The 23,738-nt window shown below is 56.2% G+C and carries 19 protein-coding genes and 1 tRNA gene; 11 read left to right on the top strand and 9 right to left on the bottom strand.

Annotation, left to right across the window (positions count from 1 at the left end; translation table 11 throughout):
- The first annotated feature begins 59 nt into the window (after positions 1-59).
- Positions 60-134: transfer RNA gene (locus KA369_12185), tRNA-Pro, on the top strand.
- Between the two features lie 47 nt (positions 135-181).
- Entirely contained in the window at positions 182-1,000 is an 819-nt protein-coding gene (locus KA369_12180) for a PTS sugar transporter subunit IIA (protein MBP7736725.1), read from the top strand.
- On the opposite strand, the gene KA369_12175 is transcribed toward KA369_12180, so the two are convergent.
- Complete coding sequence (locus KA369_12175) at positions 995-1,843, bottom strand: PHP domain-containing protein (protein ID MBP7736724.1); 849 nt, start codon at positions 1,841-1,843, stop codon at positions 995-997. The genes KA369_12180 and KA369_12175 overlap by 6 nt on opposite strands.
- Positions 1,844-2,516: 673 nt before the next feature.
- Here KA369_12175 and KA369_12170 point away from each other — a divergent pair.
- The 4 genes from KA369_12170 to KA369_12155 all read left to right on the top strand — a co-directional run bounded on the left by KA369_12170 (position 2,517) and on the right by KA369_12155 (position 8,622).
- Positions 2,517-4,019, top strand: coding sequence for a carboxypeptidase M32 (locus KA369_12170; GenBank protein MBP7736723.1), 1,503 nt, complete (start codon positions 2,517-2,519; stop codon positions 4,017-4,019).
- 21 nt (positions 4,020-4,040) lie between these two features.
- Entirely contained in the window at positions 4,041-4,988 is a 948-nt protein-coding gene (locus tag KA369_12165) for an ROK family protein (protein MBP7736722.1), read from the top strand.
- Positions 4,989-5,184: 196 nt separating this feature from the next.
- Positions 5,185-6,216, top strand: a complete 1,032-nt coding sequence (pheS, locus tag KA369_12160; GenBank protein ID MBP7736721.1) for a phenylalanine--tRNA ligase subunit alpha — start codon at positions 5,185-5,187, stop codon at positions 6,214-6,216.
- Positions 6,217-6,228: 12 nt separating this feature from the next.
- Positions 6,229-8,622, top strand: coding sequence for a phenylalanine--tRNA ligase subunit beta (locus KA369_12155; protein MBP7736720.1), 2,394 nt, complete (start codon positions 6,229-6,231; stop codon positions 8,620-8,622).
- 3 nt (positions 8,623-8,625) lie between these two features.
- Here KA369_12155 and KA369_12150 read toward each other — a convergent pair whose 3' ends face one another.
- Genes KA369_12150 through KA369_12140 form a run of 3 tightly spaced genes read right to left on the bottom strand, consistent with a single transcriptional unit; the run spans position 8,626 to position 11,111 of the window.
- Entirely contained in the window at positions 8,626-9,714 is a 1,089-nt protein-coding gene (locus KA369_12150; GenBank protein MBP7736719.1) for a sensor domain-containing diguanylate cyclase, read from the bottom strand.
- Positions 9,715-9,765: 51 nt separating this feature from the next.
- Positions 9,766-10,296, bottom strand: coding sequence for a class IV adenylate cyclase (gene cyaB / locus KA369_12145; protein ID MBP7736718.1), 531 nt, complete (start codon positions 10,294-10,296; stop codon positions 9,766-9,768).
- A 2-nt stretch (positions 10,297-10,298) separates the two neighbouring features.
- Entirely contained in the window at positions 10,299-11,111 is an 813-nt protein-coding gene (locus tag KA369_12140) for a GerMN domain-containing protein (protein MBP7736717.1), read from the bottom strand.
- Positions 11,112-11,377: 266 nt separating this feature from the next.
- On the opposite strand from KA369_12140, the gene KA369_12135 reads away from it, so the two are divergent.
- Together KA369_12135 and KA369_12130 are read left to right on the top strand one after the other, a co-directional pair.
- Positions 11,378-12,076, top strand: a complete 699-nt coding sequence (locus KA369_12135) for a protein-L-isoaspartate(D-aspartate) O-methyltransferase (protein ID MBP7736716.1) — start codon at positions 11,378-11,380, stop codon at positions 12,074-12,076.
- 221 nt (positions 12,077-12,297) lie between these two features.
- On the top strand, positions 12,298-14,079 hold the full coding sequence (locus KA369_12130) for a hypothetical protein (GenBank protein ID MBP7736715.1): 1,782 nt from the start codon (positions 12,298-12,300) through the stop codon (positions 14,077-14,079).
- A gap of 95 nt (positions 14,080-14,174) precedes the next feature.
- Here the strand turns inward: KA369_12130 and KA369_12125 are convergent, their stop codons facing one another.
- On the bottom strand, positions 14,175-14,462 hold the full coding sequence (locus KA369_12125) for an FmdB family transcriptional regulator (protein ID MBP7736714.1): 288 nt from the start codon (positions 14,460-14,462) through the stop codon (positions 14,175-14,177).
- Between the two features lie 296 nt (positions 14,463-14,758).
- Here KA369_12125 and KA369_12120 point away from each other — a divergent pair, with 296 nt between their 5' ends.
- The 3 genes from KA369_12120 to hslO all read left to right on the top strand — a co-directional run bounded on the left by KA369_12120 (position 14,759) and on the right by hslO (position 17,995).
- A complete protein-coding gene (locus KA369_12120; protein MBP7736713.1) occupies positions 14,759-15,832 on the top strand; it encodes a radical SAM protein in 1,074 nt (357 codons plus the stop codon).
- Positions 15,816-17,009, top strand: coding sequence for a hypothetical protein (locus tag KA369_12115; protein MBP7736712.1), 1,194 nt, complete (start codon positions 15,816-15,818; stop codon positions 17,007-17,009). Before KA369_12120 ends, KA369_12115 begins: the two co-directional genes overlap by 17 nt.
- Positions 17,010-17,071: 62 nt before the next feature.
- Positions 17,072-17,995 carry an Hsp33 family molecular chaperone HslO gene (gene hslO / locus KA369_12110; protein ID MBP7736711.1) on the top strand — a complete coding sequence of 308 codons (924 nt, stop codon included), beginning with the start codon at positions 17,072-17,074 and terminating at the stop codon, positions 17,993-17,995.
- 3 nt (positions 17,996-17,998) lie between these two features.
- On the opposite strand, the gene KA369_12105 is transcribed toward hslO, so the two are convergent.
- Genes KA369_12105 through glpA form a run of 4 tightly spaced genes read right to left on the bottom strand, consistent with a single transcriptional unit; the run spans position 17,999 to position 23,563 of the window.
- A complete protein-coding gene (locus KA369_12105; protein MBP7736710.1) occupies positions 17,999-18,883 on the bottom strand; it encodes a CoB--CoM heterodisulfide reductase iron-sulfur subunit B family protein in 885 nt (294 codons plus the stop codon).
- Between the two features lie 45 nt (positions 18,884-18,928).
- Positions 18,929-20,662, bottom strand: a complete 1,734-nt coding sequence (locus KA369_12100; protein MBP7736709.1) for a 4Fe-4S dicluster domain-containing protein — start codon at positions 20,660-20,662, stop codon at positions 18,929-18,931.
- On the bottom strand, positions 20,662-21,990 hold the full coding sequence (gene glpB / locus KA369_12095; GenBank protein ID MBP7736708.1) for a glycerol-3-phosphate dehydrogenase subunit GlpB: 1,329 nt from the start codon (positions 21,988-21,990) through the stop codon (positions 20,662-20,664). The genes KA369_12100 and glpB overlap by 1 nt, the downstream gene beginning before the upstream one ends.
- Positions 21,991-22,006: 16 nt before the next feature.
- Positions 22,007-23,563 carry an anaerobic glycerol-3-phosphate dehydrogenase subunit A gene (gene glpA / locus KA369_12090; GenBank protein ID MBP7736707.1) on the bottom strand — a complete coding sequence of 519 codons (1,557 nt, stop codon included), beginning with the start codon at positions 23,561-23,563 and terminating at the stop codon, positions 22,007-22,009.
- Positions 23,564-23,738: the final 175 nt, after the last annotated feature.

Genomic DNA, 23,738 nt, shown 5'->3' with positions numbered 1-23,738 from the left:
TTTAAGAAATTTACTTTACAGCGCATCCTCATGTTGTAACTATTGTCACGAAACTTATACGGGGCGTAGCGCAGTCCGGTTAGCGCACTTGACTGGGGGTCAAGGGGTCGGAGGTTCAAATCCTCTCGCCCCGAAAGTTTTACCTTTCAACCATCTTCCAATTTCTACCGGGCGGTACATTATGGATCTCGAAGAGCTATTTGAAAAAAAGAAAATTCTCAAAATAAAATCCACGGAAAAGCAGCTCGTCATTAAAGAGCTCGTGGACAAGCTCCAGGATCTGGAATGTATAACCAACAAGGAACGCTATTACGCCCAGGTGATACACCGGGAATCCCTCGAAAATACCGGCATAGGCAACGGCCTGGCCATTCCCCATGCCCGCACCGAATCAGTGAGTGATCTCATATCAATAATCGGCATCCTCGAGAAGCCGATCGATTACCAGGCACCGGATGAAAAGCCGGTAAAGTATGTCCTCCTCAGCATATTCCCCACCGAGATGAGCACCAAGTACCTCTACCTGATCGGCATGATGGCGCGCCTCTTCTCGAACAAGGAAAAAAGGAAAATGATCGACGCCGAGCCCACGCCGGCGAAGCTGTATACCCTTCTCAAGAAAGAGGCTAAATCCTACTTCGAATCCATATCGACAAAGGACAAACCGGCCACCGGCAAACCGGAAAACCTGTCCGGCGTGCCCTCCTCCGACCTTGACCTACTGATCCGTCTCGACAGCCTGTACAAGCTTCTTGACGAGGGAGATAAAAGCGAATCTGTCACCAGGAAGATCGAATCCATGAGGAAGCTCATCGACAACAGGTCCCTGACATACTATGAAAGGATGAGGAAAAAGAGGGACAATCCCTTCTCCATCGTGGAAAAGAACAGCTGTTCCGGCTGCCACATGGAAATACCCCCCTTCTACATTGAACAGATCAAGGAGCGGAAGGGAATCTCGCTGTGCACCCACTGCGGAAGGTTTTTGATTCTTCTATAGCCGCCTGCCGATATAGCTTTCAAGCTGCTCATACAGCTCAAAGGGGATGGGGCTCTCCTTCTGGTAATTACCCATTGTTTCGTCCTTGTCTCCGTGGAAATCGCTCCCGCCGGTTATCACCAGATTGTATTTCACCGCAAGGGCCCGGTACATCTCGGCCATTTCAGGGGTATGCATCGATGCGTAGGCTTCCACCCCCTCAACACCGGCCCCGACAAATCCCTTCAACAGTCCTTCGAACTCGTCCATGTCCCTGCATTCGAGCGACACCGGATGGGCGATGACCGGAATGCCGCCGCTTTCCTTGATGAGGGCAACCGCCTCGTTGAACTCGATGCGCACTTTTTTTACATATCCGGGCTTCCCCGGAACAAGGTAATTCTTAAATATATCCTTAATATTCGGCCCATGCCCGTGGCTCACCATGACCCTGGCCACATGGGGACGGCCCATGGCCCCTCCTCCCGCCGCAGCCATGACCTCGTCCAGGGGAATGTCAATACCGTGCTGTTTTAGATCGTCGATAATGCGGAAGATCCTGTTATTGCGGAATTCCGTCAGTCGTTTCGCCGTGCTCCGTAGTCCCTCGTGACGATAATCGATGTCGAGGCCGATGAGATGGAAGGAGCCGGTAGCATACTCGATGCTGAACTCAATGCCAGGGTAAAGGCGGAGGCCTAAGGATGCCGCGTAGTCCATCGCCTCCGGCAGCCCCTCAACCGTGTCATGGTCCGTTATTGCCATGGCCACAATGCCGTTCCGGACCGCCAGGTCGATGAGCTGCCGGGGGGAAAAGATGCCGTCAGAGGCGGTGGTATGGGTATGGAAGTCGATCTTTTTCATGATGATTGGTTTCCTGTTGGTATGATCCAGCATGCAAGTCGAAAATCAGGCAAGCACGATTTATATGATGTGGCCGAAATATCTTAAAAAGCACTCATGTTTCTTTACCCTGAACCGGGGCAGGGATTATGCGAGGGGGAGAGGGGCGGCCTCCCTTCTCCCCCTTCGCGCTCCCCTTCTCCCCCGCGCCTGCGGCGGGCTGGTCGTTATCTAAGAAATTAGTTAACCTGCCCGGCGCTCCTATGCAGCCTCCTGCAGACTCGCGCCACCCGTGGCCTCCCTGCCACGGGTGTTCATAGTAACCTTTATTGGCAAGTCGCCGCGCAGGACGCGCGGCGTCGCGAGGATGGCCCAGGAAGGGCCTTCCGGAGCGAAAGGAGAAAGGCTTTTATTGCCATCGCTATAAAGCAAACAATATCCACAATCTTTCACAAACAGAAAAACCTTGAAAACATTACAAGCATCAAAAGTAAGCCCGTCGCGGCGATTGAGCGACCGGGGAAAAGGGGAGCACGAGGGGAAAAGGGCGCGCCAGCCCTTGTCCCCTCGTACAATTCCCGACCGGATCCCGGTCAAAACCCATGCCCTGAGTCAGGGCAATAATATAGAAGTGCTTGATTAAAAACAATAACTGCCGAATCATATCCGCACCCAAAAGGAGGAACTCAGCCCGATGAAATCGGCTCTGGACAAATTCAAGGAACAGTGGGCCCGCATCAGCACCCTGGAGCAGACCATATCGATACTGAGCTGGGACATGGAAACCTTCATGCCGGAGGAAGGCGTGAAGGCCCGGTCGGAGCAGGTCACCCTTCTATCGGAGCTGGCTCACCGGTGGCTCGTTTCCGATACCATGGCCCGCCTCCTTGAAGACGCCGAAGCTGAAACCAGGGGCGGCGACTATTTCTCCACTGAAGTGGCCATGGTCCGTGTGGCGCGCCGGGCCTTTGATCAGAAAGTCAAAATACCGGAAGAGCTGGTCACCCGGATGGCGCGCACCACCACAAAGGCGAATTCAATCTGGATTGACGCAAGAAAACGGTCCGATTTCAACGCCTTCGCTCCAATACTGTCGGAGCTGATAGAGCTGAACCGCGAGGAGGCAGACTGCCTCGGCTACAGGGAACACCGCTACGACGCACTTCTCGACCTCTTCGAGCCGGACCTGAAGACCTCGGCCGTGGAAAAGCTCTTCACCGAGATGAAAGCGGAGCTGGTCCCCCTGGCCAGGGAGATCACCGAAAGCGAAAGGGCCCCGGATACCTCTTTCTTAAAGCAGAATTTCAGCGCCGCTGCACAGGAGGCCTTCGGCCTGATCGTTCTTAAAGATATGTCCTATGATTTCAAGAGAGGCCGCCAGGACCGTTCGGCCCATCCCTTTACCACGTCCTTCACCCCCTATGACGTACGCATCACCACGCGCTTCGACGAGAACGATCTTCTCTCCGCCCTGTTCAGCACCATCCATGAAGGCGGCCATGCCCTGTACGACCAGGGTCTCCCCTTAGATCTGGTCAACACGCCCCTGTGCCAGCCCATCTCGCTGGGGGTCCATGAATCCCAGTCCCGTCTGTGGGAAAACATCGTCGGAAGGAGCAGATTCTTCTGGAAACACTATCTTCCTGTTCTTAAAAAACATTTTCCCGGCCAGCTTGACGGCATCGGGCTGGAACAGTTTTACCGCGCTGTGAACAGCGCCAGGCCGGGATTGATCCGCGTCGAATCGGACGAGCTCACATACAATCTCCATATTTTCATAAGGTTCGAAATAGAGAAAGAGCTCATCGGCGGGACCCTCGAGACAAAGGAAATCCCCGAGGTCTGGAACGAAAAATACAGCCAGTACCTGGGGATAACGCCGCCCGATGACGCCCGGGGCTGCCTCCAGGACATACACTGGGCCCATGGCGCCTTCGGATACTTCCCGACCTATACCATCGGCAACCTACTGTCCGCCCAGCTCTTCAACAGGGCCCTGGAGGACCACCCGTCGATCCCGTACGAAATCGAACAGGGGAATATGGGCACCCTCCGAGGATGGCTCAGGGACAAGGTGCATCGCCATGGCTCGCGCTATACCTTCACGGAGCTTGTGAAGGAGATCACCGGCGGCGAAGTGCGCGTGCAGCCCTTCATTTCTTATCTTTCCGGCAAATTCCGGGAAATATATCGATAACCATCAAGGAGTCAATGGACCATGTTCGCAGGTATAGATATTGGCGGAACAAAAATAAAGGGGATCCTCACCGACCGCTCTGGCAGGGAGCTGAGCTTCAGGGAAATCGAGACACTGAAAACCGCGAAAGACATCGACGACAGCATCATCAGGCTCATTGAAGTGCTGGCCACGTCCGCCTCGGTCTCCAAGATCGACATCAAGGGAATCGGCATCGGCACGCCCGGACCCATCGACAAGGAGAAAGGGCTGATAATAAAGGCGCCGAACATCCCCTCCTTCAACAACCATCCCATCGCGAAGAACATCGAGAGCGCCACCGGTACGAAGGTATTCCTGGAAAACGACGCCACCGTGGCCCTCATCGGAGCGTGGTGGAAGGAAAACGTCAGCAAGTACCGGAACTGGATCATGATCACCCTGGGAACCGGCATAGGCGGCGGCGTGGTCATCGACAACAAAATCTACACCGGCCAGGCGGGAAACGCCATGGAGGTGGGCCACATGTCCATCGACTACAACGGCAGGGAATGCCCCTGCGGCAGCCGCGGTTGCTGGGAGCGGTACGCGTCGGCGCCGGCTATGGTCGAGCTGGGCCGCGAACTCTTAAAGAAGAACAAGAAGTCCTCTATACAGGGACGTCTCGACGAAGAGGAGCTATCGGCTAAAATGATCTCGGAAGAGGCGGCGAAAAAGGATGAAACGGCCCTGAAAATTTTGGAGGGATACGCCGCCTATGTAGGCTTCGGCATCGCCAACCTGGTCAACATCTTCAATCCCGAGGCGATCCTTATCGGCGGCGGCGTTTCCCGGGCGCACAGGCTATTTCTGCCATCCGTCAAACAGGTCGTGAACGAACGTGTCCTCAAGGGATTCAAGGGCAAATGCGCCATCCTCCCCCTGGAGGATCCGATGAAGGTCCCCGCATTCGGCGCGGCGAAGATCGCCATCAACGCCATGAACGGCTGATGGGGAGTAGCATTGGGTGGGGGCCGGGCTATCCCGCTTGCCTCGTCAGTTCGGCAGGCTCACTGCATCGCTCCGCTCGGCAACCGACGGCAACTGTGCCTCTTGACCCGACAAAAAAATCCTTACAATGTTCTTGACTTTTACCGTACCTTGACCCTATTGGTCATAACGCGGTTGTAACCGCTGAGTGCGACACATGGAACAGGAACTGGGAACATTACGCGGCGAAGCCCTCGCGGCGATCAAGGCGGCGGACAGCGTCCAATCGATAGAGGAACTGCGCATCAAGTATCTCGGCAGGAAAGGGGCCCTCACCCAGATCCTCCGCTCCGTCGGCAACCTGCAGCCCGAAGAACGGGCCGCCATCGGCAAACTCTCCAACCAGTATAAAAGCGAAATCGAAACATCCCTGGATGCCAGAACAGCGGAACTCTCAAAATCGGGCGCCGAAGAGAAGATCAGGAAACAGTGGATCGATGTCACCCTTGACAGTCCCGCGGCCACGGGTCGGGAATCTCTCGGACGGCTCCATCCCATCTCGCAGATTCAATATGAAATAGAAGACATCTTCACCTCCATGGGATTTGAGATACAGGACGGTCCCGAGGTGGAGACCGATTATTACAACTTCGAAGCCCTGAACATTCCGAAGCACCACCCGGCCCGGGACATGCAGGACACCTTCTGGACCGAGGATGGCAACCTCCTCAGGACCCACACCTCGGCCATCCAGATACGGGCGCTGGAAAAGGTGAAGCCCCCCTTCAAGATCGTTGGGCCCGGCAGGGTCTTCCGGTATGAGAGCACCGACGCCTCCCATGAGAACACCTTTTACCAGGTGGAGGGGATGATGGTGGACCGGGAGATCACCGTGGCCCACCTTATCTACGTCATGAAGAAGCTCCTCAGCGAGATCTTTCACCGCGAGGTGAAGGTGCGCCTGCGCCCCGGGTATTTCCCCTTCGTGGAGCCCGGCTTCGAGCTTGACATAAACTGCCTCATCTGCGACGGCAAGGGCTGCAGCGTGTGCAAGCAGTCGGGCTGGGTGGAGCTCCTCCCCTGCGGACTGGTGCACCCCAACGTACTCCGCATGGGCGGTATTGATCCGGAGCAGTGGTCCGGTTTCGCCTTCGGCCTGGGACTGAACCGTCTCATAATGATGAAATACGGCATTAACGATATACGGCACTTCCTGAGCGGCGATATCCGCTTCCTGAAGCAGTTTTAACGGAGCGCGGCCATGTGGCTTTCACTGAACATACTGAACAAGATGGTGGACACGAGCGGCATTTCCCCGGAGGAGATGGCCCTCCGCATCACCATGTCCAGCGCCGAGATTGATTCCGTCGAGCATGTCAATACCCACTTCAAAACCATATACGCGGCGAAGATTCTCGATGTAAAGCCGCATCCCAACGCGGACAAGCTCACCCTTGTCGACCTCGACGCCGGAACAAGGCAATACCGCGTCGTGTGCGGCGCCCCGAACCACAGGAAGGGCGACATCGTTCCCCTTGCCACGGTGGGCACCGTCTTCGCCGAGGGCACCATCAAGAAAACCAAGATCCGCGGCGAGGAATCGGAAGGGATGCTCTGCTCGGAGCGTGAACTGGGACTGAGCGACGACCATTCCGGCATCATGGTGATGCCCCCGGACACGAAGCTCGGCGCACCCTTAAGCGAGCTCTACCCGCTCAGGATGGATGTCCGCTTCGAGATCGACAACAAGTCCATCACGCACCGGCCCGACCTCTGGAGCCACGAGGGTTTCGCCCGCGAGATCGGCGCCCTCTTCAACCGGCCCTTCAAGAGCGTTATAGATTATTCGCTCCTCGACACGATGAAGAACAGGGAGGAGCTCACGGTCAAGATACTCAACCCGGAAGCGTCGCCGCGTTACAGCGGCTTGGTGGTGACTGGCATAAAGATAGCCGAATCGCCGGAATGGCTCAAGGCGGCCGTGGAAGCCATCGGCATGCGCCCCATCAATAACATCGTCGACATCACCAACTACGTAATGGCGGAGATCGGCAAGCCAATGCACGCCTTTGACCGGAAAAAGCTTAAAGGCAACACCATCTTCGTCCGCCTGGCCGGCGACAAGGAGCCGCTGATGACCCTTGACGGGCAGACCTTCGAGCTTATGTCCGAAGACGTCGTCATCGCCGACGCCTCGGGCCCCATCGCCCTGGCCGGCGTCATGGGCGGCGGCAACAGCGAGATCGAGGACGGCACCACGGAAATAGTCCTTGAAGCGGCCAACTTCAACCCGGTCAACATCCGGAAGACCGCCAACCGGTACGCCCACCGCACCGAGGCGGCCATCAGGTTCGAAAAATCCCTCTCGCCGGAGAACACGATACCGGCGCTGCTGCGCTGCTACGACCTCATCAGGCAGATCATACCCGGCGCGGAAGCTGCCTCCGAGATCATCGACTGCTACCCGGTGAAGCAGAAAAGCATATCCATCGTCACCTCCGCCGATTTCATCCGCAAGCGCCTGGGACAGCAGGTGGACGACGCCAGGATCGCCTCGATCCTCACGTCCCTCGATTTCAAGCTGAAGAGCGACGGATCGAAGCTCACGATAGACGTACCGAGCTACCGTGCCACCAAGGACATATCGATACCGGAAGACATCGTGGAGGAAGTCGGGCGGATATACGGCTACGACAACATCACGCCGGCCGCGCCGATGGTCACCTGCGCGCCGCCGCGCAAGAACGAATTCCGCCTCTTCGAACGGAAGGTCAAGGGTATCCTGTCGACCCATCACAACATGATAGAAGTGAGCGGCTATTCCTTCACCGGTGAGGACCCTCTGAACAGGCTGAAGATCAACGAGGACCTGGAGCTGTTCCTGCGCAATCCCCTGTCGAAGGAGCAGGACCGTCTCAGGAGGAGCCTCGTTCCCAACACGGTAAACAACATAAAGCTCAACAGCAGGTATTCCGACGAATTCCGCATTTACGAGCTCGGCCGCGTTTATTTGAAGAAAAGCAGGAAGTCCGCGGACCTGGCGGAGGAAAAAACGATGGTCACCGGCGCCCTGTTCATGAAAAAAACGGACACGCCGATCTTCTACGGGGGGAAAGAGGTGGTGACCGGTCTCATGGCAAAGCTACAGGTGGCGGATTATTCGCTGGTCCCGGAGGAGAAGGCCCTGCCGCCCTACGCCCATCCGGGCAGGTCCATGGTCGTCATGGTCGGCAAGGAAACCGCCGGCTGCATTTTCGAGCTGCATCCCGACACCATGGCCGCCTTCGACATCAGCGGCGCCGCCGCCCTGTTCGACATCGACCTCTCCATCATATACGGCGCGCGCAGGAAGGACACGGTCTTCGTGGAGCTCCAGAAGTACCCGGAAGTTCCATTTGAGGTGAGCGTCCTGGCTGACCGCCAGGTCTACGCCCGGGATCTCTGCTCGCTCATTGCCAAGGTCAACAGGGAGCTTATTCAGAGCGTTGAGGTCGTATCCATTTACGAGGGTTCACCCATCCCTGAAGGCAGGAAATCCATTTCCCTGAAAGCGGTCTTCGCTTCAAAGGACCGGACCCTGACGCCGGAAGAAATCGAGAAGCTGCAGAAAGGCACCATCGAGGCGCTCAATAAAAAAGGCTACCAGCTCCGGTAGCCCTCAGGTCCCCTTCTTTTCCACCACCTTTGGATCATAGAATGATACCCTGTTCCTGCCCGTCTTCTTGGAATGGTAAAGGGCTAGATCCGCCATCTCGATAAGCTCGCTCGGGTCGTTGGCTTCGAGCTCGGGCACCGCGGCGATGCCCCCGGAGATGGTGAAGCGTATGGTCACGTCGTCGTATTCGAGTCTCAGGCTCTCCACGACGGACCGTATCCGGTCAGCGAAAACGAAGGCTTCGGCGCTGCCCGTCTCGGGGAGGATGACCGTGTATTCCTCCCCTCCGTACCGGCAGGGGATGTCGATATTTCGGCAGTTATTGAGCAGCACCGTCGCAATCTCCTTGATGGCCCGGTCCCCCGCCTGGTGCCCGTAGGTATCGTTGATCCCCTTGAAATTGTCGATATCGAAGATGGCCACCGAGAGGTTGTGGTTTTTCCTCCTGGTGCGGTTCCATTCCTCCTGGAGACGCTCGCGAAAATACTTGCCGATATAGAGCTTCGTCATGCCGTCCCGGATCGCCTTGTTGTACAGGTCGGCGTTGTTGATGGCTATGGCGGATTGGGTCGATACGAACTGAAGCACCTGCATGTCGAATATGGAGAAGCCGCCGTAGATCTTGTTAATGGCCTCGATGACGCCGATGATCTCGCCGTTGACGGTAAGGGGGACGGCTATTATCGACCGCGTGGTATTCTTGATCAACTTGTCGGCCCTGTCGGAAAACCGGGGATCGTTCTGGGCGTCGTTTATAAGGATGGGTATCCCGTTCTGCCATACCGTGCCCGCGATGCCCTCGCCCATGCGAAGGCCGGCATCTTTCAACAGGTCGCCCTCCTCGTCCCTGCTCAGCACGGCAAAGTTAAGCAGCTTCAGGCCCCGGTCCACGAGGAGGATGCTGCTGGATTCGCAATTGAGGAGGATCTTCGTCTGGTTCAATATCCGCTTCAGCACCTCCTCCTTTTCCAGGGAGTTGGCGATGTAGGTGTTGATCTCGATAAGGGTGCGCAGCTGCTTGTTCTTTTCTTCAAGAGAAGCCAGCCGCTCCCGTGCGTCTTCAAGCTCCTTTGATTGATTGCGATTAAACATCATTACCCTCGACAGATCTCGATATAAAGCGCCCGGGCGCGATACCCCGCATCAGGCGCCCGTTCCCAGGTATTTCAATTCAAGGTACGATCTTCTTTCGAACCGGTCCAGGCCCAGTTCCCCTGCGATACGGAAGAGCTCCTTCTCGACGCGCTCCCGGTCCGTTCCCTTCAATTCAAGCTCCACAAAATTACCAAGACCATCGACCCTGTCAATGCATATCTCGATGTCGCCGAGGGTATATATCTCACGATCTTTCTCGACAGTCCCCGACGGTATGAAGCCGAGAAGCGTGAGAATATCGAGGGTTTTCTCGAAGCTCCCCACCGGGACCTCTTCCTCGCGGCGCGTTTTCGAGACGGCCCCCAGCTTGGGGCCCTTGTAGGTCAGCACGACCTCGTCGCCGACCTGCCGCAGGCGCAGTGCCTCATCGGTCTTCCGGAAATCCCTGCCCGGGTGGTTCAGGTAGAGGTCCCTCTCGCGGAGGGTCTTCCCGCGCCTGGCGCCCAGGGTCCGCGCCTTTTCGATTACAGCGTCATGGTCGTCACAATACGACTTTATTTCTATCTCCAGCAAGTCCATGGCTATCTCCGGTGCAACGGTCCCCCGATGGAAAGGCCGTCGGTCCCGAGGGTTTGCCTCTGCTTTCCGTTGATCTTGATGACAACGCTCTTCACGTTCGGGAACTGGGTTGCCGTGTACACTATCTGGTCAATGCGGTTGATCAGGATGCTCCCGCCGGCGCCCTGCTCGATGGCGCCGTTAAAATCTATCTCGGCGGAACGGTTCTTTATCTTCACGCTGTTCACCCTGAGGCCGGAGGGCACCGCCGTGAGATGTCCCTTCTTTTTTTCAGCAGCCGTGGGTCCCTTGATAAGCTCCTTCATGGTGTTTTCAAGAAGGGAACCCCCGTTGACGGTCCTTGTTACCGGGGCAAGGTACATCTTTTCCGATTTCTCGTTCAGTTTTACAAAATACACCTTTACTTCTTCCGCGGGCGGCTTTTCCGCCCCCTCCTTTTTCTCCGTCCCTTCGCGCTTCTCGGCTTTTTCGGCCTTCTCGATTCTCTCGGTCTTCTCTGCTTTCACCTTTTTTTCAGGGGCTTTCTTTTTTTCTTCGCGCGTTTCCCCCTCGTCCTTTTGATCCTTCGATTCGCCGCTGATTGGGACCGGGTTCTTCTTATGCTTGTTTTTAACGCCTTCATCGCGCATGGAATAACGGTTAACCATGAGTGCTATCGCGGTCACCAGCGCCATGATGATCAATACATAGAGGGGATTTTTCCCTTTTTCCGCCCTGCGGGGAGCCGCGGCGGGTGGTGACGCGGCGGCTTTCTTCGGCCTTGATTTGGAGACCGTCTTTTTCTTTGTTGTCTTTTTTACTGTTTTCTTAGCCACCGTTCAAGTCCTCCACCGGCCAACGACCTTACATGCAATTAATTTTCTTGAAATAAATAAGAATCTTCGCTACTTTATTAAGCAGGTCCAATTATCAGGCGGATTATTCAGTTGAGGAAACAGGCTCACCCGGCCGCCTAACGATAAAAGGGCCTTAAAAATATAATAATCCAAGATATCGCATATTATTTCAATACTATTTTTTATAAATATATTATTTGATATTTTTCAGAGGTCACGCGATAATATTAATTAAGTTGTCCGTTATGCTTCACACGTTACTTTATTTGACTGTCATTATGCTGCTAATTCCGGCCGCTTGCCGAAGCAAAGGAGACATGCCCATGGAAAAATTACGTGAGCTCATGGTACGAGACCAGATCGAGGCCCGCGGCGTCAGCGACAAGCGGGTGCTTGACGCCATGAGAAGCGTTGAGCGGCACAGGTTCATCCCCGGACACCATGTCACCAGCGCCTATGAGGACCATCCCCTTCCCATCGGGCACGGCCAGACAATTTCCCAGCCCTATATAGTCGCCCTCATGACGGAGCTGTGCGAGCTCGACGGCACGGAAAAGGTCCTTGAAATAGGAACCGGGTCAGGGTACCAGGCGGCCGTCCTCTCCCTCCTCGCGAAGCAGGTCTACAGCATTGAGGTCGTGGCTCCCCTCGGCCAGAGCGCAGGACGGAAGCTTTCGGAGCTGGGCTACGATAATGTCCAGGTCCGTATTGGCGACGGTTATCTCGGTTGGCCCGACCAGGCTCCCTTTGATGTAATAATACTCACCGCGTCGCCCCCTAAAATTCCCCAGAGCCTCATCGATCAGCTCGGCGAAGGCGGCATCCTGGTGGCGCCTGAAGGGGAATATTCGCAGGAACTGGTGAAAATAACCAGGCAGAACGGCAAGGTTATCAAGCGTACCATAACCTATGTGCGTTTTGTGCCGATGATTCACGGCCAGTGAGCACCCTTTTGATTTTTCGGGGTTTCCTTAAAAGAATTGACAAAATTTGTTCGCCCAATTCAACTATTATCATTATTAGTATTCGGTCGAAATGACCCCCGGTGCTGCGCACCCCCAAATTTCATACTATGGTAAAAGAGAACATTCAGGACAAGCGATTCCCCTTCCTTCATGCGCATATAGCCCGTGAGCCTCATATATTCGAGGTCCTTAACGAGATAATGGCGTTCCAAAACAATGTCCTCAAAACAGGGATCGGGCACCTCATGACACTTGACGACCTGAAGACATCGCGGAACATCAAGATTCCCTTCACCATCGCCAGGAACAAGATCATCACGAATCTCGTCGACATTCTATTGAAAAACTACCCCGACGAGGTTCGCCCGATCATCACCTTTTCGTTCGAGGTGGATCCCGATTCTAAAAAATTATCGATCAACGAAACCCGCGAACTAACCGTGCTCATCAGCAATGACGACATGAACAAGCTCCAGGGTGAGAGGAACGAGGTTTCATGCGATCATTTTTTGACCCTCATAAGCCAATTCCGGCTATTCAACCTTACCAAGCTGCTGAAGAAAACCAGGGAGCGCGCTCTCCTGTCGCAGGTGATCAAGCTGGAGCTCGGGAAAACGGTTTTCACCTACAAGCATTTCTCGATGAACAAGCAGAGCATGGAAATCGCCGAAGACTACTGCTTTCACCATGACAACTACGACTCCGTCCGGAAGACCATGACGCTCGAAAAAATCAACAAGGTCATCGCCAACCATTCGGCGCCCATCCTGCGAAGGCTGAAGAACTTCGGGATCCTCAACACGGAATTCAGCGATTATACCGACACCAAGCTCGACTACCTGCTGAACATTCTTCTGCAAGACCTCTACCTGTCCCTCTCGGACAGCGAGCTGACGGAAGTGAAAAACTTCAATTCCCTCAGGTCCTGCATTCTCAAGGTCGAAACGCTGATAGATCCCATCATAACCGCCGGCAACGACATCGTCGCGTACATCAGGGAAAACAGCATCTGCGCGGCATCGGCTGTATCATCGGTATTCAATCAGCTTGCCGAAGAACGGCTCCTCTCCTGGGTCGAGGAAAACGGACCCCGGCAAAAGATCATACAGTTCCGGGACGAGGACGCCATTATCTATCTCATAGACGGGGCCTTTCTCCTCCCCAGGCTTACGGAGCTCCACGACCTGATACTGGAAAAACCGGATGTGCTCATGGAGATGAGCCATTCGGAGAGGGAAAAGATTTTCGACGAGATGAACCTCCTGTGCAACGCCGGCCGGAACCTTCTTCTGTCCGATGACAACGCAAGGGCCGTCCTGGACAAGGACGAGAGCATGAAAAAGATGCACCGGATCATCGATGAGTACGATAATTACCAGAACAGCTACTTCAAGGAAACGGCCGTTGATAGAGAGGAGAGAGCCGCCCGCAAGCGCCGGTCGCTGATCGAAGCCATATCCGATTTTTTCATGTCCCTCTTCGCGCCTAAAAAGGACGAACCGATTTCCGGAGCGATTGAGCGGGATTCCCTGTCCGAGAACGAGACGGAACAGTACCGCCCCCTGGCCAGGGGCGAGGCAAAGAGCATCGTATTCAAGATAAAGAACAGCAACGCGAAGCTGATCGTACTCTCCAACTACATAGACCTGCTGCCGGCCAATGAAGCCGACATCGAGATTATCATCAACGACATAAGGAAACTCAACCTCAAGATAGTGATACCCATTTACAACGCGCGGAAAGTGCTCTACCCCATCCGCAGCCAGCAGTACCTCATCCCCGACATGGAATATTTAATGGTGAACCCCGATATAATCCAGTCGCCCGAGGGAATCCGCGAATTCGCCGATTCCCTCGCCGGGGAGAAGGTCAAAGATGAAAAAATCACCGGCCAGGCCATCCTCAACATCGAGAAATATCTCATGTCCATATATTCGCAGAAAAAGGCGCAGATGATCAGGAAGGCAAAAGCAAAGAAATAGCATCGAGAGGATATAAAAAAACGCTCCGTCGCGGGAGCGTTTTTTTGGGTGGGGTGACACGTGCAAGGCTATACGGCATCGGCATGACTTTGCGGTTATTCCGAAGATCCCCCGGAACAACCCGCGGCGCAGGTACCGGAGGCCGGACAGGATGCCGCCTCCGAACTATCGTTTCCTTTCCCGGCCCGTTTCTTCATTTCTCCGTTCTTCTTGTAATCATTGACGTAGAACCCGGACCCTTTAAAAATAATGCCGGCTGTCCCGAACAGCTTACGAACTTTACCGCTGCACTTTTCGCATTTCGTTATAGGTTCATCACTCATAGACTGGAATACTTCGAATCTGTTCTTGCATTCCAGGCATTCATATTCATATGTCGGCATAGCCATCTCTCCTGCTTTTATGCCATCGGGTGGTTTTCCCGATTTTGAGGCATTAGAATTTATAGCACGGCTCTGTCAATAATTTTTTTCGCTTTACAAGCGGCCTGGCCGTCTTTCATTATTGGTTTCCCTATTTTCATCAGGATTACACCAAAAAAATCCTTGAAATCCAATTATCACTTTTCTATTATTAATAACCTCCGATGCCGAATTATCAATACACGCTTCCGCTACGGACCGGTATCCAGCCCGGATCGAGGCCATCGGCGCAGGAGAGATAACTATTCCATATCACGATGGGCAAGCACCAGATAACAATACCCGTATTCATCCCCCATCTCGGGTGCCCGCACCGCTGCATTTTCTGCGACCAGTGGAGCACGACCCCTGCCGAAGCCGAAGCCGGAGCGGATATCGTCGACGATACGGTCCTGCGATACCTGCCCCATGTACGGAAGACGGTGAAGCGGATCGAGCTTGCCTTCTTCGGCGGCAGCTTCACCGGGATAAAGAAGGAGATACAGGAATCCTTTCTCCGCCGGGCACGCCATCACCTGGAAACGGGCGCAATCCACGGAATTCGCCTGTCAACGCGGCCCGATTATATCTCCAACGAATCGCTGGCCCTTCTTGAAAAGTACGGCGTGACGACCGTCGAGATAGGCGTCCAATCCCTTGACGACAAGGTGCTGTCGGCGGCGAGCCGGGGACACAGCGCCGATGACGTCTTTGCCGCGGTGGAATGCATTAAACGTAACGGCTTCGACTTCGTAATCCAGCTCATGGCGGGGCTGCCGGGAGAAACAAGGGAATCCGCCCTGCGAACCGCCCGCAGCGCCGCGCAGGCGGGCCCCTCGGCGGTCAGGATATATCCCGCCGTCGTCCTTAAAGGAACATTTCTCGAGCGTCTCTGGGCCTCGGGTGAATACAGCCCACTGTCGATGGAGGATGCCGTGGACCTTTGCAAGGACCTTCACCGGATTTTCATGGATCATGACATTCCGATCATCCGCACAGGCCTCCATCCCCTGGGACCGGGGCAGTCGAAAAACATTGTCGCCGGCCCCTATCATCCCTCCTTCGGTTTTCTTGTCAAATCCCGCGTCAGGAGGGACCTCATGGCCGAGCTGATCAGCCGTTATCTCGTGGCAAATACCGTCCCTCCCCACGGGCGCATTCACTTGGTCCTCCCGGATAAAAACACGGAGGAATTCGTCGGCAGCGCCAGGGACAATATCAATTATTTACAGAAGCGTTTCAACCTTGCGGGGATCCGCTATTCCGCGGGTCCAGTATCGGATGTACAGATAATCGATGAGCGCCCCGGATCAGAGCGCCCACGCGGAGGCATCAATGGTATCACATTATAAGCGGGCCGCCTCGGTCCTCGGCGTATTGCTGATTTCCTGCTCCCTAGTTGCAATAAGCGGTGAAGCGGCGCCGAAAAAAAATAAAGCGGCGCCGAAGAAGACGGCCGCGGCTAAGACCGTCGGCGACAAAAGGAAAGAGGCGTCGAAAACCGCGGTAATCACGAAAGACCGCGTCCTTAAGGAATTCAACGCCGTATACAAGGATCCCCCGGAGAGCAGGAAAATCAAGGCGACCTATATCGGCAATATAAGGAATTATACTGAACGGAGGGGGGCGCAGGAAGTCCCTGCCCAGGCGCACCAGGTGGCCCTTACCGTCAAGCTTACCGATTGCGGCATCACCATGTGCGACGTCTGGGAAGTATATTTTTACAGGCTCGAGACCGAATGGATCTTCCTGGATATAATGCAGGTCGGATCAAGGCAGGTCACCCGGACGAAAAAGAAGCATCCCCCCCTGAAGGATGACGAAATCAAGAAAATCATAACCGACGCGATGACCAGGGCAAATCCCGACCTCCGCGTGCGGGGAATAACGATCCTGGGTAAAAAGGGATCGTGGCGCCTCTGCGTACCCGAATTCCGCGTGACGGTCAAGATACACGCCGACCTGGAAAAGATAATCTATAACTCGGCAACGGCCTATGAATGCCTGATGATCTCGACCCTCGCACACGAGAACGGGAAATGGGACCAGGTAAAGATCAGCTGCATGTACAAGGAACAGGAAACGGACGACTGCCACATCGGCACCATGTGCAGGGAACTGGGAACGGTGAGCACCGTACCGCCCGTCAGTGATGATGAAGCGGCCAGGATACTCAGGAATGCCTTCGGAAACGAATACGGGTTGAAGAAAAATAATGTTGTTGTGGAAAAATTCGAAATAATAAAAAAAGACCCGGCCGAGAATTTTGGCACAAAAGCCCCTTATACCGTGCAGGCGCTTTTCGTTATTGACGAGAATAAAATAATCCCCGGCGATGATTACACCCCTCGCAGGACCGAAAAGGTCCGGGCGGTATACGAATGCGTTGTCAGCGGTTATCTCAACTATTCCCTTTCTGAAAAAAAATGGGATGGTATCATAGAATCATGCTGTCCCTCGGTCACCGAGCGGTGCGGCACATCCTGCTCCGATACGGCGAGGGGATGCAGGCGGTTGGGGGAAAAATAAGCATAATTCCCGGGACCGGCGTAAATCAATGAATTATCTGACACCATGTATTTATCAAGCCTATGAACAATGACCTGCTTACACGAATGATCTGCGAGCGCCTGAACCTCAGGGCCTACACCGTGACATCGATGAATGTCGCAAGAGAGATCACGTCCCTTCACAACACATCGCCCAACGCCACCATGGCCCTGGGCAGGACCGTGACGGCCGCGGCTCTCCTCAGCGCAATGCTCAAGCCCGATTCCGACCAGAGCCTGCTGATAAAGATCGAGGGAAGCGGCCCTATCAGGGAAATCCACGCCCAGGCGGACGCCCGGGGCAACATCAGGGGCTACGTGGCAAACCCGCAGCCCGACATGAACGGCTCGCTGGAGGCGCTCAGCTTCTCCAGGACGATCGGTGCCGGCTTCCTCACCGTGCGCAGGGACATCGGCATGAAGGAGCCCTATACCAGCGTCATCCCCCTTCACACCGGCGAAGTGGCGGGAGACGTGGCCTACTATCTCACTGTCTCGGAACAGGTCCCGTCGGCGGTCATCATAGCCCTGACCCTTGACCGTGAGGGAGCCATCACCTCTTCGGGGGGTATCCTCATCCAGACCTTTCCCGGCACGCCGGAGGAATCAATCGCCAGGGTCGAGGAGAACATCGCGTCGATGAAGCGGTCCCTCGGCGAAAGACTCAGGGAGGGAGAGGATATCCGGGACGTGTTAAAGGGATTGTTCAACAACGAAGTGCTGACGGTCCTCGATTCGCGCCCGGTGCGGGCGTCCTGCCGGTGCGACAGGAGGATGATCCGCGCCATGCTGGGGAGCCTTCACCGGGAGGATCTGCGGGAAATGATCGACGAGGACGGCGGAGCGGAAATAACCTGCACCTTCTGTATGAAAAAGTACCACTTCGATAAGAACGAGCTCACTCGCATACTGGAGAAAAAGGGCTCTCACCCTTCAGCGGACGAACCCAAGCCGGATGTTCACTGATGGTCAGAACGCCCCGGGCAGAAGCTTCCACGCCGGGCCGAGCTTCTCGATGGCAAGGACGTTTTTGCTGATGCCCAGCGACCTCTCGTGCAGGCCCATGCTCAGGCCGAGGAGCTGGGTGTAGAGGATGGCCGGCACCATAGAGGATTTCCGCTCCTCGGGAGTCTCGGCATTCTGCACCGCGTCAAACTGGATCTGGCAATAAGTGCAGGCCGTGCAGATGCAGTCGGCGCCGGATTCAGCGGCGTCCGCCGTTTTCGCGCTCATCAGGGCGAGGGATATGGCGTTGTTCTTCCCCAGGAGGGGGTTGCCGCAGCAGTCGAGGCGGCGGGGCCAATCCACCGGCTTTGCCCCGGTGGCCGATATGAGATCCTCGAAAATCGACGGGGCAAGGGGATCGTCGAAGTGGACCACGTTGCTGGGCCGCAGGGCGTGGCACCCGTAATGGGCCGCCACGCTGAGGCCGCCCAGGGGCCTGACGATGCTTGCGTATATCGCCGGCAGGCCGATCTCGTCGCAGAGCACCGTCAGGAGGTGGTGCACCCTGATGGTGCCCTTCCATGACAGGCCTTCCTTCGCCAGCTCGGCGTTGATGTCCCTGCGAAGCTTTTCGTTTTCATGGAGATAGTGCTCCGCGTGCTTGAGGCTGCCGTAGCAGCACTTGCAGGGAGTGACGATATCGAGCCTTTTCTTTTCCGCCAGGGCGAGGTTCCTCGCCGCTGACAGGACAAAGGACTCGAAATAGAGGTCCCTGTTGGGATATCCGCAGCAGTTGAAATCCAGGTCCACCAGGCGGACCCCGAAGGGTTTCAGCACGGCCCTGGTCGATGTTTCATACTGGCTGAGGTAGTATGGTATCTTGCACCCTTTAAAAAACGCGAATTTCATATATCCCGTATCCTGATTTTCCTGTTCCAGCGGTCACGCCTCCGGTCAGGAATCGTCGTCCTTAGTAGTATCGCCTGTCCGGTCAATATCCTTAAAATGCTCGTATGCCTTGTTCTTAAGCTCATAAATGATGTCCGTGACCTTTATCCCCTGGGGGCAGTTTTCCTGGCACTGGTAGCAGGTGGCGCAGTCCCAGACCATCCGCGATCCCATGGCGAGGTCGTTAAGGCCCAGCCGTAGAAGGTTCATGATCTTCTGTGGCGTGATATCCACCGCGTCCTCCCGGTCGGTCCGGGCGGCCACGACCGGGCACACGTTGGTGCAGGTCTGGCACTGGATGCAGGGGGCGAACACGTTGGAATCGGCCGTAAGATTATAATACCGCCCCTTGATCGTATCGACATCACGGGCCAGCGACGCGTCCCTGACCTTTATCCGGTCGGACCATTCCGAGGCGCTGAACCGCTTCACCCACACGTGGGGCAGCGGATAGCCCTTTTCCGCGAGAAGCTCCCTGGAGGCCGCCCACTGGTCCTGCAGGTTGATGCCGGTGGGGCAGACCTCGGTGCACTTGAAGCAGGACGTGCAGATGAAGGCTCCCTCCGATATCTTCCGGAGTTCGCCGGCCTCAATGGCTTTCCCGGAGCAGAGGGACCTGACGGTGCGCATCTTCCGGGACGGCAGGATCTCCTCGTTGCCGGTCATGCGGTACACCGGCGCCACCGAGCAGTGACGGCTGCAGGCGCCGCAATCGGTGCAGGCGTCCAGCTCCATGGCCCTCCGGGGCATGGCGGCCGCCAGGTTCACCTTTTTTTTATCGGACATGCCGTTCACGATCAAGGTGAGGGGATCGGTGATGATATGGAAAAATTTGCTGAAGGGGAGATAGGCAAGGCCTATGAAGCAGGCCAGAACATGGATGTAATAAATGATAATGTCAGCCTTGATCCTGTCCATCGGCACGGCCGCCGGCCTTATGACCATTGAAAGGGGGTACGATATGAACGCCGATCTGGCCGGCGCATGGCAGGACGCGCAGCTTTCGCTGTTGAGCTGCCTCCCCTTCTCCAGCAATTCCGGCGTTATGGTGACCGCGAAATCCGCGAAAGCCGTGCCGTATTCCCTGGACCAGTAGGCCTTGACCGCGACCTCGTCCGCGGGGCCGCCGGCCGGGGAATACTCTTTCATCATCCTGTTAAATACGCTCTCGGAAACAAGCTTCGACGCCTCCACGAAGAAGCCGCTTATCATGATTACGGCAAGGATGGCCACCGCGTACCGGTCCGCGTACCTGGTGACGAGCATCGGGGCGCGAAGGCGCACGCGGCGGTATATGGCTATGGCCACGCCGACGATCACCATGAGCCCGAAGATGTTTCGCAGCAACTGGAAGGGGTCAAGGGTAGAGAAATATTCGGGGAAAAATTTCTTGGTCACCAGCTCGTCAAGGGCGTGCATGAGGAGAAGCAGCGTGAACCCGAAAAAGAGGCAGATGTGCATGATCCACCGCAGCGGGTCGGTTTTAAGAATCCTGGCCTGGAGAATGACATCCAGGAGAAGGGCCTTGAAGAAAAGAAAAAACCTGAGGCTGAAGACCGTTGCGGCAAACCCCTTTGCCGCGGCGGCCAGGCGCTTCCATACCGGGATGATGCCGGCCCGGGGCCCGATATCCGAGACGGCCCACCGCCCCACGCGGAACAGGATGCCACCGGCGCATACGGCCAGGGCTATGTAGAGACACACAAAAAGAAACGTCGATTCGAGCAGGGTCTTTGCCATTACGCGCTTTCCCTTGCGGATGTTTTCATAAAATTCTCAATGAAGGCGTTGACCGCAGCGTAGGCGGTGGCTATGGCAAGACCGGAGCCGCACTTCATCCTCATCCAGTCCTGATGGGCCAGGATCGTCCCGGCCGCGAAAAGATTCTCATAGATTGGCTTCCCCTCGCCGTCAACGGGACGGAACAGGCCGTCGACCTCAACGCCGGCGCTGTTGATCGGGTGACCGGCCGGGTGAAGGAACCGCTCATGGTGCCATGCTGTTCTGTCAGCGGGCTGGTGAAGCGGCAGATTGAAGAGGGGCTCGAAAATGCCCTTCCGGTCGGAGAGGAGCCCCTTGCCCATGAACCTGCCGGTGGCCAGTATTACCGACCGCGCCTGGATGATCTGCGACTGGTCGTTGCCCCCTATGTTCAGGAGAAAATTGCCGTTTTCGGAGCGGTTGACCGATTCCACCCGCTTGTCGATGAGCCGTAGGAGCCCCTTCTGAGGAAGCTCCGAGTCGAAGATCTCCTTCAGCCTGAAGCCGGGTACGGAAGCGGGCATCATCGGTATCTCGAAGACCGGGACGCCGAGGAGCTTCGAAAGATGGGCCGTGATGACGGACGTCCTTTTAATGCCGAGGACCGCCGGGAGCCCGACAAACCTGGCGTCCCCGAGCTCAGGCTTTATGAGACGGGCCAGGGCCTCGCGCGTTTCCGACAGCTCCAGGTCACGGGCGAGATGGACCGCGTAGATCTCGTCGCGTCCCGCCGTGCCGGGAAAGGCGACGCGCAGCGTGCGGATCGAAGGCCACTCCCCCTTCAGGGTGACGGCGATCTGGCGGGCGCCGAACTCCTTGAGGCCGTGAAAATCGACGATAAGGCACGGGGCCTTGGTTTCGTAGGCCTCGACGCCGTGCCACATCGATTCCGGGACGCAGTAGCTGTACTTGATGGTGCCCATGGAGGTGATCACCTTGAGGTTGCGGTTCTGGTCGAAGCGCAGCTTCATCTCCGATGCGCCGAGAAAGGATATCATTTCATCGAAGGAGACCTGGATGTCTTCGTTGGAGATGCGGCCGTAGGGATGTCTCGAGCCGTCGCGGCGCATGGCGTCAATGGCTTCCCAGGGATTTTCCCAGAGCCTTTTTTCCCCGATGGGGTACACAGAAAGAAGGTCAAAGAGCCCGCTGGTGAAGAGCGTTCCGCCTGCGCTCCCGGCCTGCACGGTGGAAAGCTTCCGGTTGACGGCGAAGAGCGAGGCGGCCATGCCGGCTATGCCGGAGCCTATGACCATGACGTCAAAGACATGGGCTGGATCGTAATTATGTGATTTCGGCAGTGCCATGCGGTGTCAGCGCTCCTCAACTGGATTGTGTGTGCAGCTCTTCATCGAAGAGGCCGCAATGGATCGATTCCATGAGCTCCGCCTGTATCAGCTGGTCGCCCCAGAGAATGGAGTGTATTCCCTTCCAGCGCTCCTGGAAGAACTTCCCGATACTGATGAGCCCCTCCCGGCCGGTGAACTCGCCGCGCTCATACAGGTAGGCGGCCGCCCTCATGCCGCAGAAGGCCCCCTGGCAGGCGCCCCTGCCGAGGCGGGTCCTCAGGCAGAGGTCGACAAGCGTCACTTTCTCATTGTGACTTTTCAGGGATTCGATGATCTCGTCGATGGCTTTTCTGGTGACCATCTCGCATTCGCAGATCATCATATCGCCCTCTTCGTGGGAGCGCATCCATCTCTTGGGGGATATGCCCGGCTCGGTCCACTGGCCGCCGGTGGTCGTCGGAAGCGGCTCGGTCCCGGTCAGGCAGGGGGCGGTTACCCCCATTTTCCGGCAGACCAGGTCGACGGTCTTCTCGGCCATCAGCCTGAAGGTGGTGAGCTTGCCACCGGTTATGGTCGTCAGGTTGTCCACGTTCTCCTTTGAGTGGTCCAGGAGCGCGAAGCCGCGGCTGATGCTCCTCCCGTCGGAGCCGCCTCCCCTGCCAAAGAGGGGCCGCACGCCGCAGTAGGCCCGGACGAAACGGCTCCGCTCAAGCACCGGGACCATTACAGCGCCCTCTCGGACTATCAGGTCCACCTCTTCCACGGTCGGGTAAATTTTATCCGGGTCCTCCACCGGCGTCGAGGTAGTGCCGATGATCGATACGGTGCCGCCCGGCACCAGGATGTCCGCGTCGGACGGGCGCCTGAGACGGTTGATGATGCGGTAGTTGATCCTGTCGTTCGTGACAAGGAGGGTTCCCTTGGAATACTGGATCGGAATCTCGATGCCGGCAAGACCGGTGACCTGGTTTGCCCAGGCGCCGGCGCAGTTGACCACCTGCTCGACCTCAATATGGAATTCATTGCCGGTATTGACATTTCGGACCAGCACGCGCCGTATCTTTTTATCCTGTATATCAAAACCGATCACCCTGGTGCTGCGAAGTCGCCGCGAGCCGAGGGAAATGGCCTGGTTGATGTTGAGGAGCGTGAGCTTGAAAGGATCGACCGAGGCGTCCTCTACCTTGTAGGCGGCGATGACGCTTTCGGAAAGGGTCGGCTCCAGGTCGCGCGCCTCCTCGGGCGATATGGCCTCGCAGGGGACTCCGCACTGGGCGCAGAAGGAGGGATAGTCAGCGATGAACTTCTCGTCATCCCCTTCAACGGCGACAAAGAGGCCTCCCGTATTCTCGACGCACTGGGGCATCAGCTTTTTTATGATATCGCCTTCCAGCTTGCATTCCCGCGCCGCCTCCTGGTCGTTGGAAACGTACCTGCCGCCGCTGTGGAGAAGGCCGTGGTTCCCTCCGGACGCTCCGGCATTGAGGTCGGCTTTTTCCACCAGGATGCACTGCACGCCGCGCAAAGCCAGATCGCGGGCTACAGCCGTGCCGGTGGCGCCGCCGCCGATAACTAGAACCTGTGTCTGCAACTATTCGCTCCTTGTTGAAAGCAACTATTACATTTGATCCGGCATTTTCTTGTCAATAGTTTAACAATACCGGTGAGATCATCTTAACAGGATACAGTTTTATTAAGGGCGGTTGCCCTTAACGGGTGACAAAACAAAAACCATGGTGGACAATATTGGTCAGAATTCAATTAAA

This window comes from Spirochaetota bacterium, from assembly GCA_017999915.1.
GTDB lineage: Bacteria > Spirochaetota > UBA4802 > UBA4802 > UBA5550 > RBG-16-49-21.
The sequence above is the reverse complement of the archived record's forward strand: the minus strand, read 5'-3'. Positions and strand labels throughout refer to the sequence as shown.

What these genes read in the sequence shown, in the direction of transcription:
- KA369_12180 (MBP7736725.1), top strand. Translation starts at nt 182, where the DNA reads ATGGATCTCGAAGAGCTATTTGAAAAAAAGAAAATTCTCAAAATAAAA.
- KA369_12175 (MBP7736724.1), bottom strand. Translation starts at nt 1,843, where the DNA reads ATGAAAAAGATCGACTTCCATACCCATACCACCGCCTCTGACGGCATC.
- KA369_12170 (MBP7736723.1), top strand. Translation starts at nt 2,517, where the DNA reads ATGAAATCGGCTCTGGACAAATTCAAGGAACAGTGGGCCCGCATCAGC.
- KA369_12165 (MBP7736722.1), top strand. Translation starts at nt 4,041, where the DNA reads ATGTTCGCAGGTATAGATATTGGCGGAACAAAAATAAAGGGGATCCTC.
- pheS (MBP7736721.1), top strand. Translation starts at nt 5,185, where the DNA reads ATGGAACAGGAACTGGGAACATTACGCGGCGAAGCCCTCGCGGCGATC.
- KA369_12155 (MBP7736720.1), top strand. Translation starts at nt 6,229, where the DNA reads ATGTGGCTTTCACTGAACATACTGAACAAGATGGTGGACACGAGCGGC.
- KA369_12150 (MBP7736719.1), bottom strand. Translation starts at nt 9,714, where the DNA reads ATGTTTAATCGCAATCAATCAAAGGAGCTTGAAGACGCACGGGAGCGG.
- cyaB (MBP7736718.1), bottom strand. Translation starts at nt 10,296, where the DNA reads ATGGACTTGCTGGAGATAGAAATAAAGTCGTATTGTGACGACCATGAC.
- KA369_12135 (MBP7736716.1), top strand. Translation starts at nt 11,378, where the DNA reads ATGCTTCACACGTTACTTTATTTGACTGTCATTATGCTGCTAATTCCG.
- KA369_12130 (MBP7736715.1), top strand. Translation starts at nt 12,298, where the DNA reads ATGGCGTTCCAAAACAATGTCCTCAAAACAGGGATCGGGCACCTCATG.
- KA369_12125 (MBP7736714.1), bottom strand. Translation starts at nt 14,462, where the DNA reads ATGCCGACATATGAATATGAATGCCTGGAATGCAAGAACAGATTCGAA.
- KA369_12120 (MBP7736713.1), top strand. Translation starts at nt 14,759, where the DNA reads ATGGGCAAGCACCAGATAACAATACCCGTATTCATCCCCCATCTCGGG.
- KA369_12115 (MBP7736712.1), top strand. Translation starts at nt 15,816, where the DNA reads ATGGTATCACATTATAAGCGGGCCGCCTCGGTCCTCGGCGTATTGCTG.
- hslO (MBP7736711.1), top strand. Translation starts at nt 17,072, where the DNA reads ATGAACAATGACCTGCTTACACGAATGATCTGCGAGCGCCTGAACCTC.
- KA369_12105 (MBP7736710.1), bottom strand. Translation starts at nt 18,883, where the DNA reads ATGAAATTCGCGTTTTTTAAAGGGTGCAAGATACCATACTACCTCAGC.
- KA369_12100 (MBP7736709.1), bottom strand. Translation starts at nt 20,662, where the DNA reads ATGGCAAAGACCCTGCTCGAATCGACGTTTCTTTTTGTGTGTCTCTAC.
- glpB (MBP7736708.1), bottom strand. Translation starts at nt 21,990, where the DNA reads ATGGCACTGCCGAAATCACATAATTACGATCCAGCCCATGTCTTTGAC.